Origin of the sequence: Klebsiella sp. 10982 (assembly GCF_048589245.1) — a bacterium.
Taxonomy (GTDB): Bacteria; Pseudomonadota; Gammaproteobacteria; order Enterobacterales; family Enterobacteriaceae; genus Klebsiella; species Klebsiella quasivariicola.
Map to the genome: position 1 here is coordinate 36,520 of NZ_JBMAXV010000020.1, position 13,706 is coordinate 50,225.

A 13,706-nucleotide genomic window follows, 5' to 3' on the forward strand; every position below is an offset into this window, starting at 1 on the left:
TCCACGGCGTTTTTCTGTTAACTCTACCCTTGCAGTCAACGTCTCATTTGTCCCAGGACAAAACGATCTTCCCTTGCTACTATCAACCGGACTCTTATCCCAGCCTGCCGGAGGCATCATGTTCACTGGACTTTGCGCATTTCCCCTGACACCTTTGCGTCAACAAGATATCGATGAACAGGCGTTTAGCCGTATTCTTGCGCGTCTTACCGATGCCGGGGTCGACTCCCTGGGCATCTTAGGCTCAACCGGCAGCTACGCTTATCTCAGCCGTGAGCAGCGCAGACGTGTGGTGCAGGTGGCGAAGGCGCATGCGGGGTCGATCCCGATGATGGTGGGCGTCGGCGCTATTGCCACCAGCGAGGTGCTGCGGCTGGTGGAAGATGCCCAACAGGCTGGCGCAGATGCGCTGTTACTGCCGATGATGTCCTATCAGCCGCTTGCCGCGGAGGAGATCTATGCTTTTTACGAGGAGGTCTGTCGGCATGTTTCAGTGCCAGTTTGCCTGTACGACAATCCTCGCACCACACACGTCACGTTGCCGGATGAGCTGCAGACACGCATCGCCGCCTTGCCGGCCATTGCCTCGATCAAAATTCCCGGCTTGCCTGAGCCACGGGCCAGTGAGCGCGTGGCAGCCTTACGCCGTCATCTTCCTGCCCGTGTCTCGCTCGGCGTCAGCGGCGATGCCTGGGCGACAGTGGGTTTGCAGGCAGGCTGCGAAGTGTGGTACTCGGTCTGTGGCGGCCTTTTTCCCCATCTTTCCCGGGGGCTGGTCAACGCGATACGTGCCGGTGATACAACAGAGGTTATTGCGCTGAATGAGCAACTGGCGCCGCTCTGGCGGTGCTTTGACCGCTATGGCGGTAGCCTGCGGGTGATAGCCAGCGCCGCGGCGATCCTCGGGCTCTGCGATCCTGACTCGCTTCCCCGACCATTGCTGCCGTTAGGGGAGGAGGCCCGCCGTGATGTGGCAACGGCACTGCACGGTCTGGCCTGATCGCTTACCGTTGATACCGGCACAATGGGTGTCGCCGGGTGGCTTTCTGCCAACAATTCGGCTACTGTAGGCCCGATTTTTACCATGCGAGCCTGTGAATGAATACCGGACCTTTAAACGAAAACGAACTGGAATGGCTGGACGAAACCCTGGCGAAATACGCCACCGAAGGCGCTATTCTGGATGTGTCTGAACTGGATGGCCTGTTGACGGCAATCCTTTCTGCGCCGACTGACATCGAGCCTGCCGAGTGGCTGCTCGCCATCTGGGGCGGGGCGGACAATGTGCCCCGCTGGGCCAACGATCGCGAACGGGATCGCTTTGTCAATCTGACGCTGCAGCATATGAGCGACATCGCCGAGCGACTGGAGTCCTATCCCGATCAGTTTGAACCGCTGTTTGGCACCCGCGAAGCGGAAGGTCAGGAACTGACCATCGTCGAAGAGTGGTGCTTTGGCTATCTCCGCGGCGTGGCGCTGAGCGACTGGTCAACGCTGCCCGCTGAACTTCAGCCGGAGCTGGACGCGATCGCGCTCCACGGCAGCGAAGAACAGTTTGCCGCGCTGGATAATCTGACGGCGGATGAGTTTATCGCCAGCATTGAGCGTATTACCCCGGCGGCGTTGGCGCTTTATCAGTACTGGATGGCGAATCCCCAGCCGGTGCTGGTCCCACAGCCGGTGAGAAACGAGGCGAAAGTTGGACGCAACGATCCCTGTCCGTGCGGCAGCGGAAAAAAGTTTAAGCAATGCTGCTTAGCGAAATGAAAAAGGGGCCTTTCGGCCCCTTTTTTATCCCACTGCGGGTAACAGTCCGGCGACGATGCAGAACTGGATCGCTACGATGCCCACTCCGCACAGCAAAACCAGCCATAGCGCCGGAGCCCCTCCAGCCACCCGCCAGGCGGCCTGCGGATGTTGACGACGGCTCTTCATGACCAGCAGGGCTGGCAACATCAGGGCCAGCACGGCGAGCGCCACCCCGGCGTAGCCCAGCGCCATAACAAAGCCGCGGGGATAGAACAGGGCGAACGCCAGCGGCGGCAGAAAGGTGATTATGCCGCTTTGCAGACGCCCGCTGACGCTGTTTTTGCGCTGAAACATATCGGCCAGATAATCAAACAAGCCGAGCGAGACACCGAGAAATGAGGTCGCCAGCGCAAGGTCGGCAAACAGATGAACGGCCAGCTCCACGTGCGGTGAGGCAACCACTTCGCGGATCGCCTGCAGCAGACCGTTCAGACCGGCGTTTTGCGCCAGCAGGGCGGTAAAGGCTGGGGCGTCGATACTGCCCAGCGTCGCCAGTTGCCAGAAAATATAGGCCACTAATGGGATAAAGCTGCCGATAATAAACACCCGCCGCAGTTTACGTATATCGCCGCCAAGATAGCTGACGATGCTGGGCACGCTGCCGTGAAAGCCAAAGGAGGTAAAGACGACCGGAATGGCTGACAGGGCCAGGCCTTGCTCAACCGGCAGCGTCAGCAGATTCACCTGATGAATGTGCGGCATCAGCAGGGCCAGCATCACCACCAGAAAGATGATCTTGGCGCTAAACAGAAAACGGTTGAACAGATCGACCAGCGCGGTACCGATGCAGACCACCGCCCCGCCGAGCACCGTGAAGATCATTACGCCCGCTGCCGGCGGCAATTGCCAGTCCAGCCACTGATTGAGGCTGGAAGCCAGTAATTCACCGGCGCCACTGATATAGGCCGCGGTGAGCGCATATAGCAGAAACAGCATGCAGAACCCGGTAACCCACTGCCCGTATCGGCCCAGATAGCGCGCCGCTAGAGAGCCCAGCCCCATGTCGGCAGGGACATGCTGATAGACTTCCAGCAGTAAAAGCGCGGTATAGCACATCAACGCCCACAGGGTGAAAAGTAAACCCAGCGTGACGGCAAAACCGACGCCGGCGGCGGCCAATGGCATCGCCAACATTCCCGCACCGATTGTGGTGCCTGCTACGATTAAAATACTGCCCAGAGTGCGGTTTTTCACGCTTTTCGCTATCCCTACAGCAAATAACAATAAATTATGCCGCGCAGAGTAGGGGATCTTGCGGCATTCGTCAAATGAGGGTTACAAGTGGTGTAATGTAAACTTTACGAAATTTGACAGGCAAAAGTCTGCGCTGACGCAAAGCACGGGCTGCCCGTTTGGCCTAAGCTGGCAGTTTTCAGGAGGGGTTATGTCTTCTATTCATGGTCATGAAGTACTGCAGATGATGCTGGCGTCGCAGGAGTCCTGGACGGTCTCCTCGCTGGAAACGGCGATTCACCGTCGTTTCGGTGCAGAGGCGCGCTTTCATACATGTTCAGCGGAAAATTTGAGTGCTGCTGAGCTGGTGGCCTTCTTACAGAAAAAAGGCAAATTTATAGCTAAAGAGGAAGGGTTTACTACCGCAGAAAATAAGATTTGCCGCCATTAAACAATGCCGCGACGTAAAGTCGTCGCGGCCTGGGCGATTAATTTTGCGTGTCGAGGGTCGCCAGCTCTTTATCGATAAAGTACAGGCCTTCGCCGCTTTTCCCGACGAGGCTCAGTTTATCAATCACTGATTTAAATAATTTCTCTTCTTCGTGCTGTTCAGCAACATACCATTGCAGGAAATTGAAGGTCGGGTAATCCTGACTGGTCATGGCCGCGTGCGCCAGCTCGTTAATTTTACTCGTGATCAACTGCTCATGCTCATAGGTCTGGCGGAACAGTTCATCCAGCGACGCGTAGTCGGCGAACGGAGAAGCGATAGCGTTGATTCGCGGCAGGCTGCCGGTGTCGGTCAGGTAGTCGAACAGGCGTTGCATATGCGTCATCTCTTCCTGAGCATGGCGACGCAGGAACGCCGCAGCGCCTTCAAAACTATGGTAACTGCACCAGGCGCTCATCTGCTGATAAAGAAGAGAAGAATAAAGTTCAAGATTCATCTGCTCATTAAGTTTGTCGATCATTTCCGTTTTCAGCATCATCGCGCTCCTGGAATTAAAAATAGATGTTATAGGCTGCTACTATAATTTGTTATTTAATTATTTGCAAAAAGTAAATTTAAAAATAATTTATTTAAAATGCAAATGGGAATAACACGCATTGGCAGTAAAATAATAAATGAGAATGGTTTTAATTTAATTAAAATCGAAGAAGAAATAAAAATAAGGTCGTTGATGGTCTGGCGAGGGGGAGCATGACCGGCCGGCATCGGTTTCGTCCCGGCGCGGTGCGACACAGTGCTGCGCGGGCGCAGGATGCCGCAGTGGGGGCGTGAAAATGTGAAGCGCTGCGTAATTTTTAAAACAACTTTTCATAAAATTTGAAAGTTTGTTTTCATGGTAGTAAAGTGCAGTCAACGCCAATGACATTCTGCGGGCAGGCCCGCACAGCATTCAGGAGAGTAAACCATGAAGATTGCACTGATGATGGAGAACAGCCAAGCGAACAAAAACGCCATCATCCTCGAGGAGCTTACCGCAGTTGCCGACGAAAAAGGATTCCCGGTCTATAACGTTGGCATGAGCGATGAGAACGATCATCACCTGACCTACATTCACCTCGGGATCATGGCCAGCATCCTGCTGAATTCGAAAGCAGTCGACTTTGTCGTCACCGGCTGCGGTACCGGGCAGGGGGCACTGATGTCGCTGAATATCCATCCGGGCGTGGTCTGCGGCTACTGTATCGATCCGGCGGATGCGTTCCTGTTTGCCCAGATCAACAACGGTAACGCTCTGTCGCTGCCGTTTGCCAAAGGTTTCGGTTGGGGCGCTGAACTGAACGTACGGTTTATCTTTGAAAAAGCGTTTACCGGTCGCAATGGCGAAGGCTATCCGCCGGAGCGTAAAGAACCGCAGGTGCGCAATGCCGGGATCCTCAACCAGGTCAAAGCAGCGGTAGTCAAAGAGAACTATCTCGACACCCTGCGCGCCATCGATCCTGAGCTGGTGAAAACCGCGGTATCCGGCCCACGCTTCCAGCAGTGTTTCTTCGAAAACTGCCAGGATAAAGCGATTGAGGCCTTCGTTCGCCAGATTGTTGGCTAATCCTTGCCAGGGCCAGCCTCGCTGGCCCTTTCGTTTATTTGTGTTTCTTTTCCGATACGCTGCTGCCTGCCGTTTTGGTCAGATGCAGGCTGTCGATCATCCCCACCAGACAGATCAACGCGATAAAGACAAACGACAGGCGAAAGGCAATTCCCGGCACAGTGGAAAGGTGCAGCCAGTCGCCAACCTGCTCACCCAGGCGGATGCCGATAGCGCCGAGCGTGATCCCCAGCCCTACCGCCAGCTGCGACGCGGTACTGAACAAGGTATTGGCATCGCTCATCTGCGCGGCGGGGACATCAGCAAAGGCCAACGTGCTCACACCCGTAAACTGGATAGAGCGAAAAACCCCGCCGAGATAAAGGATCAGCATGATGGCCCAGACCGGCGTCTGCGGCGTGAGCAGCGCGCAGGCCAGCAGCGAACAGACGTTCAGCGCGCCGTTGATCAGCAGTAGCCGACGAAAGCCCAGCCAGCGAATCAGCGGCGTGGTAGCGGGTTTGATGGTCAAATTGCCGACAAAAACCGCCAGCACCAGCAGGCCGGAGTGAAAAGGATCCATGCCGAACCCCACCTGAAACAGCAGGGGAAGCAGAAAGGGCACCGCGCTGATCGAGGCCCGGAACAGCGAGCCGCCGTACATGGTTACCCGGAAAGTCGGCACCTGCAGAGCATCAAGACGAACCATAGGCGCCGCCGCCCGGCGGAAATGACGAATAGAATATAACAGACAGCCGAAGCCAAGCGCGGCAAGAGCCAGCGTCGGCCAGATCGCCGGTTGGCGATCGCCGAGCCTTTCCATCGCCGTGACCAGGCTGACCATCGCCACCGCGGTGGTGATAAAACCGGTCAGATCGAAGGAACGCCTTTCCGTCTCACGTATATCAGGAATGAGCCGCAGTGAAAGGAAAATGGCCGCCAGGCCCAGCGGAACATTGATAAAAAAGATCCAGTGCCAGCTGGCGTAGCGGGTAATAAATCCGCCCAGAGGTGGGCCAATGATAGGGGCCACCAGCGCCGGCCAGGTGAGGGTGGCGATGGCCTTGATGAGCAGGTGTTTTGGCGTGGTTCGCAGTACCGCCAGGCGACCAACGGGCACCATCAGCGCGCCGCCGACCCCTTGCAGGATACGCATGGCGACAAAGGTATTCACCTCGGTGGAAAGGCCGCAAAAAACCGAGGCCAGGGTAAAGATAGCCAGGGCGAGAGTGAAAATAGCGCGGGCGCCGAAGCGATCGGCGATCCAGCCGCTGGCCGGGATCAGTACCGCGAGGGTGATCAAGTAGGCGCTGATACCGATATTCAGTTCGACTGCGCTAACACCAAAATCCCTGGCCATATCGGGCAGGGCGGTGGCGATCACCGTCCCGTCGAGAAACTCCATAAAAAAGGCGCCAGCCACCAACAGCGCAGGCGCGGAAAAAGCACGTTCGTTCCTGGAAGAGATCGCGGTAGTCATGTCATTACTGCCATTCAGAGTGTGATCCTGTGCAATACGGCAGGAAAGGTGCCGCCAGCCAGTAAGATAGTTAAAAAAACCTGCCACGGCAGGTTTTATCATCACTAACGATTTAGGGTACTATTACGCTCCGGAAAAAAGGAGTAATTAATGTCTCAACATCTTAGCGAACACGACGAGCTGGTTTCCGATGTAGTGGCCTGCCAGCTGGTTATCAAACAAATCCTCGATGTGATTGACGTCATCGCGCCGGTGGAAGTCCGTGAAAAAATGACCACTCAGCTGAAAGCGATCGACTTCGCCAGCCATCCGGCCTCTGCCGATCCGGTGACCCTTCGCGCGGTACAGAAAGCGATCGCGTTGATTGAGCTGAAGTTTACTCCACAGGAAGAAACGCATTAATACCAGACCCCGCCCGGTTACCGGGCGGGGTGTGCTACTTTAATGGGACACCACGGTCTGCGCTGGGGTTGGGTCAGCGCTTTTGAACAGTTTGCTGTTGCCCCAGCACTCTTCGTAGCGATGGCCAACCAGATCCTCCACGATAACCCGCACGTCTGGCGCAATATCACTGATTTTACCGCCCGCTTTAATCCGCGCGACTTCCTGCAGTACCACCAGATGCGCCTTACGATCCAGCTTCATCTGTTTGCTGAAGACGATAGCGGCCAGCGCTAATGCGATGACCCCGACGCAGAATACCACCGCGATAGCGGTCACTGCGCTTTCCGGCTGACTGTGCGCTTTTGACTGGAAGCCATAGAAACTCAGAATCGCTCCCATCGAAAACACCACAATCGAGCGCAGAATTTTCCCTGAAAAGGTCATGGCGCCGGCATAGATCCCTTCCCGGCGGCGTCCGGTGTAGATCTCATCGACATCGGCCAGGAAGGTGTAAACGGTCCAGGGGATATAGTAAACCCCGCCGGTACCCAGGCCGAACAGCACGGTAATGCCGAACATCAGCACTGTCGCCAGGCCGGACGGTAGATGGAAAAACCACAGCGAGGTATACAGCAGCACTGCGAAAATCACGATCCCCAGCGCCAGGATATAGGGTTTGCTGAAGCCCTTTTTCACGCACAGGCCGATAAACAGCGCGGTGGAGATGAGCTGCAGAATCGAGTTCAGGCTGTTCAGGCCCGCCACCATCGCCGGATCATGTTGTAGAACGAAGATCACGAAGTAGGTGAAAATGGAGGCAAACAGCCATTCCGCGCCAAACCCGCAGAGGTACATACCGAGATGTTTACGGAACACGCGTAGATAAAAAGTGGAACGCATATCTTTGGCCAGCGATAGCAGGGTGCTGAACAATCCTTTTTTCGCGCTGGTATCGACTTCCTCGTCGCGCTCGCGCTCCCAGCTGCACAGCCACAGGCAGGAAATGGCGATGATCAGAATTACGCCATAGGTTAGTCCGGTGAGGAAGAAGGGAGTCGCGGAATCTTTGCCATACAGCAGAATGAACTGTCCGGGAATAAACGCCGCGAGGAAGTTGGCCAGCTTGCCGAAGATGGCTTTATAGCCGGTAAGCTTTGAGCGCAGCGAGAAATCATCAGTCATCTCTGTCGCCAGTGTTTCATAGGGCACCATGATAGAGGTGTAGATGATCTCAAATACCACATAGGTACACAGGTAATACCAGAAACTGAGACCCTCCACCCACAGCAGCGGGTAGAACATCATCAGCGGAATGCCGATCAGCAGAAAGAAACGCCGGCGGCCAAAGCGTTTACCTAACCGCGTTTTACCAAAGTTATCCGTCAGATAACCCATCAGTGGGTTGCTGATGGCGTCGATGATGCTCGCGACGGAGAAGATAAATGAGGCCTCGATCAGCGTCAGGCCGCAGAAGGTTGTATAAAAATAGAGTAACCACGCTCCGCTAATCGCCAGTGCGCCGCTTCCCAACAGGTTGCCGCCGCCGTAGGCTAACTGATGGCGTAACAAAATCGGTCTTCCCTGCAGCCGTTCAGTGGCTGAAGCCGTGTATCGAGCCATAAAATAAACCCCGTGTTTTAAATTTTTGAAACACTGTTTTTATATTTCTTTTCGGCTCAGCAAAAAGTGACCTTGCTCACTAATCCCTATTAAGGGGTAACGGCGACCAGGGAATGGGATCGAGTTAAAACTTTTTTATTCTTTTGAAGAATAGATGACAGGGAAAATTGACGAAATGGTGTTAAAGGAGAGGGCGGGGCAGCGCGGTCGCGCTCCCCCTGACCGGGTACCTGATACGGCTTAGTGCGGTTTCTGTGCGTCCCCGACGAACGCCATCAGACGACGATCGGTCTGCTCCATCCCGAGTCCGGCTTTATCGGCATTACGAATTTCCTCAAGCACGCTTTGCAATAGCAGGCCATCCTGCTGCTGCTCCTCCGCCAGCAGCGTGAGAAACCGCCAGGTGCTGTCATCGCTTTGCGCTTTGGCTTCCTGGGCGAGACCGCTCAACATAGTGCTGCGCTGACGGTAATCGAGCAGGGTCTGGGTAAACAGGTCTTCCAGCGAGCTACACTCTGGATTACAGGCGTGGTCGGGATTGACGATAGGCCAGCTGCCGGCTTTTTTCAGATAGTCAAACACGCGCATGGTGAGCGTAATGCTGCATTGCGCGCGGGTGCGCAGAAACGTCGCGGCGCCGTCGAAGCGATGCCGGGCGCACCACTCGCTTAAGTTCAGATAAACGTTAGAGGCGTGGAACTCAAGATTCATTTGGGTGTTTAGCTTTTGTGCCATTCCTGGAACTGCCATAAAAATATCCTTATTAACCGGGAAGGGTTACTGATGCGCATCACCTCAGTGGATGGAAACAGCCAAGTAAAAGGGTGACGCACTGCACTGTTGCAGAATAATAAAACTCTACACATTCCATATGTGTCGGGTAATATTTCCGCTTACCGACCAGTTAAGAATACTCGCTGAAATGAATTAAGAAAACTCTCAATATGGGTAATTTACGTTTTGTTACACCATTATTCATAAATGACAGCGAGCGTGAGCTGTGCGGCGCCGACTGGGGCGTGTAGTGCTGATTAGGTTATAAGTTATCGCTATTTGACTACGAAATTAATCGTAGAAGAAAAAGAAATAAGTTATTTCATAAGCAATGTTTCAGGTTGATGATGATTATTTTTATTTTTTGTTGCAGGCTTTTTTATAAGAGGGATAGCCTTTTATTCGGAATAAATTACGTTAAAGATCCGTTTTTTCGCGATATTAAACGGGCCTCAGTACGATTCCGGCATCAGACCGTTGATCATGATGCCCGGCAGGCGGGAAACGGCCCTTTCAAACGCATTATCCTCATCGTTATAACAGCGATTTAACTCCCTGTTAAAACCTCTCTGACATCGCAAGGATAAGTCTGCTGATGGTATAGATAATCCTGCTATATCCAGGTTAAATTGTATGACAATTATGTCTTTTTTTATGTCATTTTTTGCTAAATGTATGTACGCAATTACTGTAATTCCGCGATGTGATGATGCTCTCGTATGGAGAATTAATTTCCGGGTATTACTACTCTAACAACGGCAGTAGGGAATGCGATTTTTCTAATGCCTTGTTTTGATGCCGATAAAATTGTTAATTCCGATTTTTCCCTACATGAAAGCGAATTAAAGCTGGAGCTTACCATGCACAAATTTACTAAAGCGCTGGCGGCCATTGGTCTCGCTGCGGTTATGTCACAATCAGCTATGGCGGAAAATCTTAAACTGGGTTTTCTGGTGAAACAACCAGAAGAGCCATGGTTCCAGACTGAGTGGAAATTTGCTGATAAAGCAGGAAAAGATTTAGGCTTTGACGTTATTAAAATTGCGGTCCCGGATGGGGAGAAAACCCTCAACGCGATTGACAGCCTGGCGGCCAGCGGCGCGAAGGGCTTTGTTATCTGTACCCCCGATCCGAAGCTCGGCTCGGCGATTGTCGCTAAAGCGCGTGGCTATGATATGAAGGTCATTACCGTCGATGATCAGTTCGTCAACGCCAAAGGCAAACCGATGGAGAGTGTGCCGCTGGTGATGATGGCGGCCAGCGAAATCGGCGCCCGCCAGGGGCAGGAACTGTATAAAGAGATGCAAAAACGCGGCTGGGATGTCAAAGACACCGCCGTGATGGCCATCACCGCTGATGAGCTGGACACCGCCCGCCGTCGCACCACCGGTTCTATTGATGCCCTCAAGGCGGCTGGCTTTCCGGAAGCGCAAATCTACCGCGTACCAACCAAATCTAACGATATCCCCGGGGCGTTCGACGCCGGTAACTCGATGCTGGTTCAGCATCCGCAGGTTAAGCACTGGCTGATCGTCGGGATGAACGACAACACCGTCCTCGGCGGCGTGCGTGCCACCGAAGGCCAGGGGTTTAAAGCGCCGGATGTCATTGGTATCGGCATCAACGGCGTAGATGCCGTGAACGAACTGTCGAAAGCGCAACCGACCGGCTTCTATGGCTCCCTGCTGCCAAGTCCGGATATTCATGGCTATAAAACCAGCGAAATGCTTTACAACTGGGTCACCAAGGGCGTTGAACCGCCGAAGTTCACAGCGGTGACCGACGTGGTACTGATCACCCGCGATAACTTCAAAGAAGAGCTGGCGAAAAAAGGGTTGTAACAGCCCGGTTGAACTGGCCCCTGCCGTAGCGGTGGGGGCTGAGTGCAGAAGAGTGGAGTCGTTATGCAACAGTCTACCCCTTATCTCTCATTTCGCGGCATCACCATGACATTCCCCGGCGTGAAGGCGTTGTCCGATATCAGTTTTGACTGTTATCCCGGACAGGTCCACGCCCTGATGGGTGAAAATGGCGCAGGCAAATCGACGCTGCTGAAAATTCTCAGTGGCAACTACATCCCGACCGCAGGCCATTTGCAGATCGGCGGCCAGCAGATGGCGTTCTCCAATACCATGGAGGCGCTGAACGCCGGCGTGGCGATTATCTACCAGGAGCTGCATCTGATCCCGGAGATGACCGTCGCCGAAAATATCTATCTTGGCCAACTGCCGCACAGAGGCGGCATCGTCAATCGCTCGCTGCTCAACTATGAGGCTCGTCTGCAGCTGGAACATCTGGGGCTGGATATCGACCCCGAAACGCCGCTGAAGTATCTCTCTATTGGCCAGTGGCAGATGGTGGAGATTGCCAAAGCGCTGGCGCGTAACGCCAAGATCATTGCTTTCGATGAACCGACCAGTTCGCTCTCCGCCCGGGAGATCGACAACCTGTTTCGCGTTATCCGCGAGCTGCGGGAAGAGGGCCGGGTCATCATTTATGTTTCACACCGGATGGAAGAAATTTTTGCGCTCAGCGATGCCATCACCGTCTTTAAGGATGGCCGCTATGTCTGCACCTTTGACGATATGGCGAGCGTCAGCCACGACGCGCTGGTCCAGGCGATGGTGGGACGCAACCTGGGCGATATATATGGCTGGAAGTCACGACCGTACGGCGAAGAGCGGCTGCGCCTGGAGGAGGTCAAAGCTCCGGGCGTGCGTACGCCGATCAGTCTCTCGGTACGCAGTGGCGAAATCGTCGGCCTGTTCGGGCTGGTGGGCGCCGGGCGCAGCGAGCTGATGAAAGGCTTATTTGGCGGCACCCGGATCACCGGCGGTCAGGTGTATATCGATGGCCAGCCTGTCGACATCCGCAAACCGGCCCAGGCCATCCAGGCTGGCATGATGCTGTGCCCGGAAGATCGTAAAGCCGACGGGATTATTCCGGTTCACTCGGTGCGCGACAACATCAATATCAGCGCCCGGCGCAAACATATCCATGCTGGCTGCCTGATTAACAACGCCTGGGAGGCGGACAATGCCGCTCAGCATATCCAGTCGCTGAACATAAAAACGCCTGGCCCGGAACAGCTAATCATGAACCTGTCCGGCGGCAACCAGCAGAAAGCGATCCTTGGCCGCTGGCTGTCGGAAGAGATGAAGGTGATCCTGCTCGACGAGCCCACTCGCGGCATCGACGTCGGCGCCAAACATGAAATTTACAACGTGATATATGGTCTCGCCGCCTCCGGTGTCGCCGTGGTGTTTGCCTCCAGCGATCTGCCGGAAGTGCTGGGCGTTGCCGACCGCATCGTGGTGATGCGCGAAGGGCAAATCGCCGGCGAACTGCTGCATGAAGATGCCAATGAACAGCAGGCGTTAAGCCTTGCAATGCCAAAAGTGAGTCAGGCTGTCGCCTGAGTAAGGAGTAAATGATGTCATCAGTGACTACGTCCGGCGCTACCCGCTCTGCCTTTAGCTTTGCCCGTATCTGGGATCAGTTTGGCATGCTGGTGGTGTTTGCGGTGCTGTTTATCGGCTGCGTAATTTTTGTGCCCAACTTTGCCTCATTCGTCAACATGAAGGGGCTGGGGCTGGCGATCTCGATGTCCGGAATGGTGGCCTGCGGTATGCTCTTCTGCCTGGCTTCCGGGGATTTCGACCTGTCGGTGGCGTCGGTTATCGCCTGTGCCGGGGTCACTACCGCGGTGGTGATTAACCTGAGCGAAAGCCTGTGGCTGGGGATTGCCGCTGGCCTGCTGTTAGGCGCGGTCAGTGGCCTGGTTAACGGTTTTGTGATTGCGCGCCTGAAAATTAACGCCCTGATCACCACGTTGGCCACCATGCAGATTGTTCGCGGCCTGGCCTATATTATTTCCGATGGTAAAGCGGTAGGGATCGAAGATGAGCGTTTCTTTACCCTCGGCTACGCCAACTGGTTTGGTTTGCCGGCGCCTATCTGGCTGACCGTCGCCTGCTTGGTGGTTTTCGGATTATTACTAAACAAAACCACCTTTGGCCGTAATACGCTGGCTATTGGTGGCAACGAAGAAGCCGCGCGTCTGGCCGGTGTCCCGGTGGTACGCACCAAGATTATTATCTTTGTGCTCTCCGGTCTGGTATCGGCGGCGGCGGGCATCATTCTGGCGTCGCGCATGACCAGCGGCCAGCCAATGACCTCGATTGGCTATGAGCTGATTGTGATTTCGGCCTGTGTGCTGGGCGGAGTATCACTGAAAGGCGGGATCGGCAAGATCTCTTATGTGGTCGCCGGGATCCTGATCCTTGGCACCGTGGAGAATGCGATGAACCTGCTGAACATCTCGCCTTTCTCACAATACGTCGTGCGCGGGGTGATCCTGCTGGCGGCGGTAATCTTTGACCGTTACAAACAAAAAGCCAAACGTGCGGCCTGAAATTAAGCCGAACTTTTAA

Annotated in this window: 13 protein-coding genes and 2 pseudogenes; 9 read left to right on the plus strand and 6 right to left on the minus strand. The window is 54.6% G+C overall.

Features of this window, described 5'->3' with window-relative positions:
- The first annotated feature begins 118 nt into the window (after positions 1-118).
- Together ACKLKD_RS15905 and ACKLKD_RS15910 are read left to right on the plus strand one after the other, a co-directional pair.
- Positions 119-1,000: a dihydrodipicolinate synthase family protein gene (locus ACKLKD_RS15905; RefSeq protein ID WP_025711128.1), complete on the plus strand. Its 882-nt coding sequence runs from the start codon at positions 119-121 to the stop codon at positions 998-1,000.
- Between the two features lie 98 nt (positions 1,001-1,098).
- Positions 1,099-1,767, plus strand: a complete 669-nt coding sequence (locus ACKLKD_RS15910) for a YecA family protein (protein ID WP_025711127.1) — start codon at positions 1,099-1,101, stop codon at positions 1,765-1,767.
- A gap of 24 nt (positions 1,768-1,791) precedes the next feature.
- Here ACKLKD_RS15910 and tyrP read toward each other — a convergent pair whose 3' ends face one another.
- On the minus strand, positions 1,792-3,003 hold the full coding sequence (gene tyrP / locus ACKLKD_RS15915) for a tyrosine transporter TyrP (protein WP_025711126.1): 1,212 nt from the start codon (positions 3,001-3,003) through the stop codon (positions 1,792-1,794).
- 190 nt (positions 3,004-3,193) lie between these two features.
- Between tyrP and ACKLKD_RS15920 the strand changes: the two genes are divergently transcribed.
- Entirely contained in the window at positions 3,194-3,433 is a 240-nt protein-coding gene (locus tag ACKLKD_RS15920; protein WP_080896653.1) for a YecH family metal-binding protein, read from the plus strand.
- 37 nt (positions 3,434-3,470) lie between these two features.
- On the opposite strand, the gene ftnA is transcribed toward ACKLKD_RS15920, so the two are convergent.
- Complete coding sequence (gene ftnA, locus ACKLKD_RS15925; protein WP_025711124.1) at positions 3,471-3,968, minus strand: non-heme ferritin; 498 nt, start codon at positions 3,966-3,968, stop codon at positions 3,471-3,473.
- 56 nt (positions 3,969-4,024) lie between these two features.
- Positions 4,025-4,129, minus strand: a pseudogene (locus ACKLKD_RS15930) (hypothetical protein); the annotation flags it as partial.
- Between the two features lie 268 nt (positions 4,130-4,397).
- On the opposite strand from ACKLKD_RS15930, the gene ACKLKD_RS15935 reads away from it, so the two are divergent.
- Positions 4,398-5,036 carry an RpiB/LacA/LacB family sugar-phosphate isomerase gene (locus ACKLKD_RS15935; protein ID WP_087805320.1) on the plus strand — a complete coding sequence of 213 codons (639 nt, stop codon included), beginning with the start codon at positions 4,398-4,400 and terminating at the stop codon, positions 5,034-5,036.
- A gap of 34 nt (positions 5,037-5,070) precedes the next feature.
- Here the strand turns inward: ACKLKD_RS15935 and ACKLKD_RS15940 are convergent, their stop codons facing one another.
- Positions 5,071-6,495, minus strand: coding sequence for an MFS transporter (locus tag ACKLKD_RS15940; protein WP_025711123.1), 1,425 nt, complete (start codon positions 6,493-6,495; stop codon positions 5,071-5,073).
- 150 nt (positions 6,496-6,645) lie between these two features.
- On the opposite strand from ACKLKD_RS15940, the gene ACKLKD_RS15945 reads away from it, so the two are divergent.
- Positions 6,646-6,897, plus strand: coding sequence for a DUF2766 family protein (locus tag ACKLKD_RS15945; protein ID WP_025711122.1), 252 nt, complete (start codon positions 6,646-6,648; stop codon positions 6,895-6,897).
- Positions 6,898-6,936: 39 nt separating this feature from the next.
- On the opposite strand, the gene ACKLKD_RS15950 is transcribed toward ACKLKD_RS15945, so the two are convergent.
- On the minus strand, positions 6,937-8,448 hold the full coding sequence (locus tag ACKLKD_RS15950; RefSeq protein WP_025711121.1) for an MFS transporter: 1,512 nt from the start codon (positions 8,446-8,448) through the stop codon (positions 6,937-6,939).
- A 72-nt stretch (positions 8,449-8,520) separates the two neighbouring features.
- Between ACKLKD_RS15950 and ACKLKD_RS15955 the strand changes: the two are divergent.
- Positions 8,521-8,589, plus strand: a pseudogene (locus tag ACKLKD_RS15955) (succinate dehydrogenase); the annotation flags it as partial.
- A 150-nt stretch (positions 8,590-8,739) separates the two neighbouring features.
- On the opposite strand, the gene ACKLKD_RS15960 reads toward ACKLKD_RS15955, so the two are convergent.
- Positions 8,740-9,249 carry a non-heme ferritin-like protein gene (locus ACKLKD_RS15960; protein ID WP_025711120.1) on the minus strand — a complete coding sequence of 170 codons (510 nt, stop codon included), beginning with the start codon at positions 9,247-9,249 and terminating at the stop codon, positions 8,740-8,742.
- Between the two features lie 884 nt (positions 9,250-10,133).
- On the opposite strand from ACKLKD_RS15960, the gene ACKLKD_RS15965 reads away from it, so the two are divergent.
- The 3 genes from ACKLKD_RS15965 to araH all read left to right on the plus strand — a co-directional run bounded on the left by ACKLKD_RS15965 (position 10,134) and on the right by araH (position 13,687).
- The gene (locus ACKLKD_RS15965; protein ID WP_004203441.1) at positions 10,134-11,114 is read left to right on the plus strand and encodes an arabinose ABC transporter substrate-binding protein; all 981 of its coding nucleotides are present in this window, start codon (positions 10,134-10,136) and stop codon (positions 11,112-11,114) included.
- A gap of 63 nt (positions 11,115-11,177) precedes the next feature.
- Positions 11,178-12,692 (plus strand): L-arabinose ABC transporter ATP-binding protein AraG, encoded by a 1,515-nt coding sequence (araG, locus tag ACKLKD_RS15970; protein WP_087805318.1) that lies wholly within the window; start codon positions 11,178-11,180, stop codon positions 12,690-12,692.
- A 14-nt stretch (positions 12,693-12,706) separates the two neighbouring features.
- A complete protein-coding gene (gene araH / locus ACKLKD_RS15975) occupies positions 12,707-13,687 on the plus strand; it encodes an L-arabinose ABC transporter permease AraH (RefSeq protein WP_004203438.1) in 981 nt (326 codons plus the stop codon).
- Positions 13,688-13,706 lie beyond the last annotated feature (19 nt).

What these genes read in the sequence shown, in the direction of transcription:
- ACKLKD_RS15945 (WP_025711122.1), top strand. Translation starts at nt 6,646, where the DNA reads ATGTCTCAACATCTTAGCGAACACGACGAGCTGGTTTCCGATGTAGTG.
- araG (WP_087805318.1), top strand. Translation starts at nt 11,178, where the DNA reads ATGCAACAGTCTACCCCTTATCTCTCATTTCGCGGCATCACCATGACA.
- ACKLKD_RS15935 (WP_087805320.1), top strand. Translation starts at nt 4,398, where the DNA reads ATGAAGATTGCACTGATGATGGAGAACAGCCAAGCGAACAAAAACGCC.
- ACKLKD_RS15905 (WP_025711128.1), top strand. Translation starts at nt 119, where the DNA reads ATGTTCACTGGACTTTGCGCATTTCCCCTGACACCTTTGCGTCAACAA.
- ACKLKD_RS15965 (WP_004203441.1), top strand. Translation starts at nt 10,134, where the DNA reads ATGCACAAATTTACTAAAGCGCTGGCGGCCATTGGTCTCGCTGCGGTT.
- araH (WP_004203438.1), top strand. Translation starts at nt 12,707, where the DNA reads ATGTCATCAGTGACTACGTCCGGCGCTACCCGCTCTGCCTTTAGCTTT.
- ACKLKD_RS15920 (WP_080896653.1), top strand. Translation starts at nt 3,194, where the DNA reads ATGTCTTCTATTCATGGTCATGAAGTACTGCAGATGATGCTGGCGTCG.
- ACKLKD_RS15960 (WP_025711120.1), bottom strand. Translation starts at nt 9,249, where the DNA reads ATGGCAGTTCCAGGAATGGCACAAAAGCTAAACACCCAAATGAATCTT.
- ACKLKD_RS15940 (WP_025711123.1), bottom strand. Translation starts at nt 6,495, where the DNA reads ATGACTACCGCGATCTCTTCCAGGAACGAACGTGCTTTTTCCGCGCCT.
- ACKLKD_RS15910 (WP_025711127.1), top strand. Translation starts at nt 1,099, where the DNA reads ATGAATACCGGACCTTTAAACGAAAACGAACTGGAATGGCTGGACGAA.
- ftnA (WP_025711124.1), bottom strand. Translation starts at nt 3,968, where the DNA reads ATGCTGAAAACGGAAATGATCGACAAACTTAATGAGCAGATGAATCTT.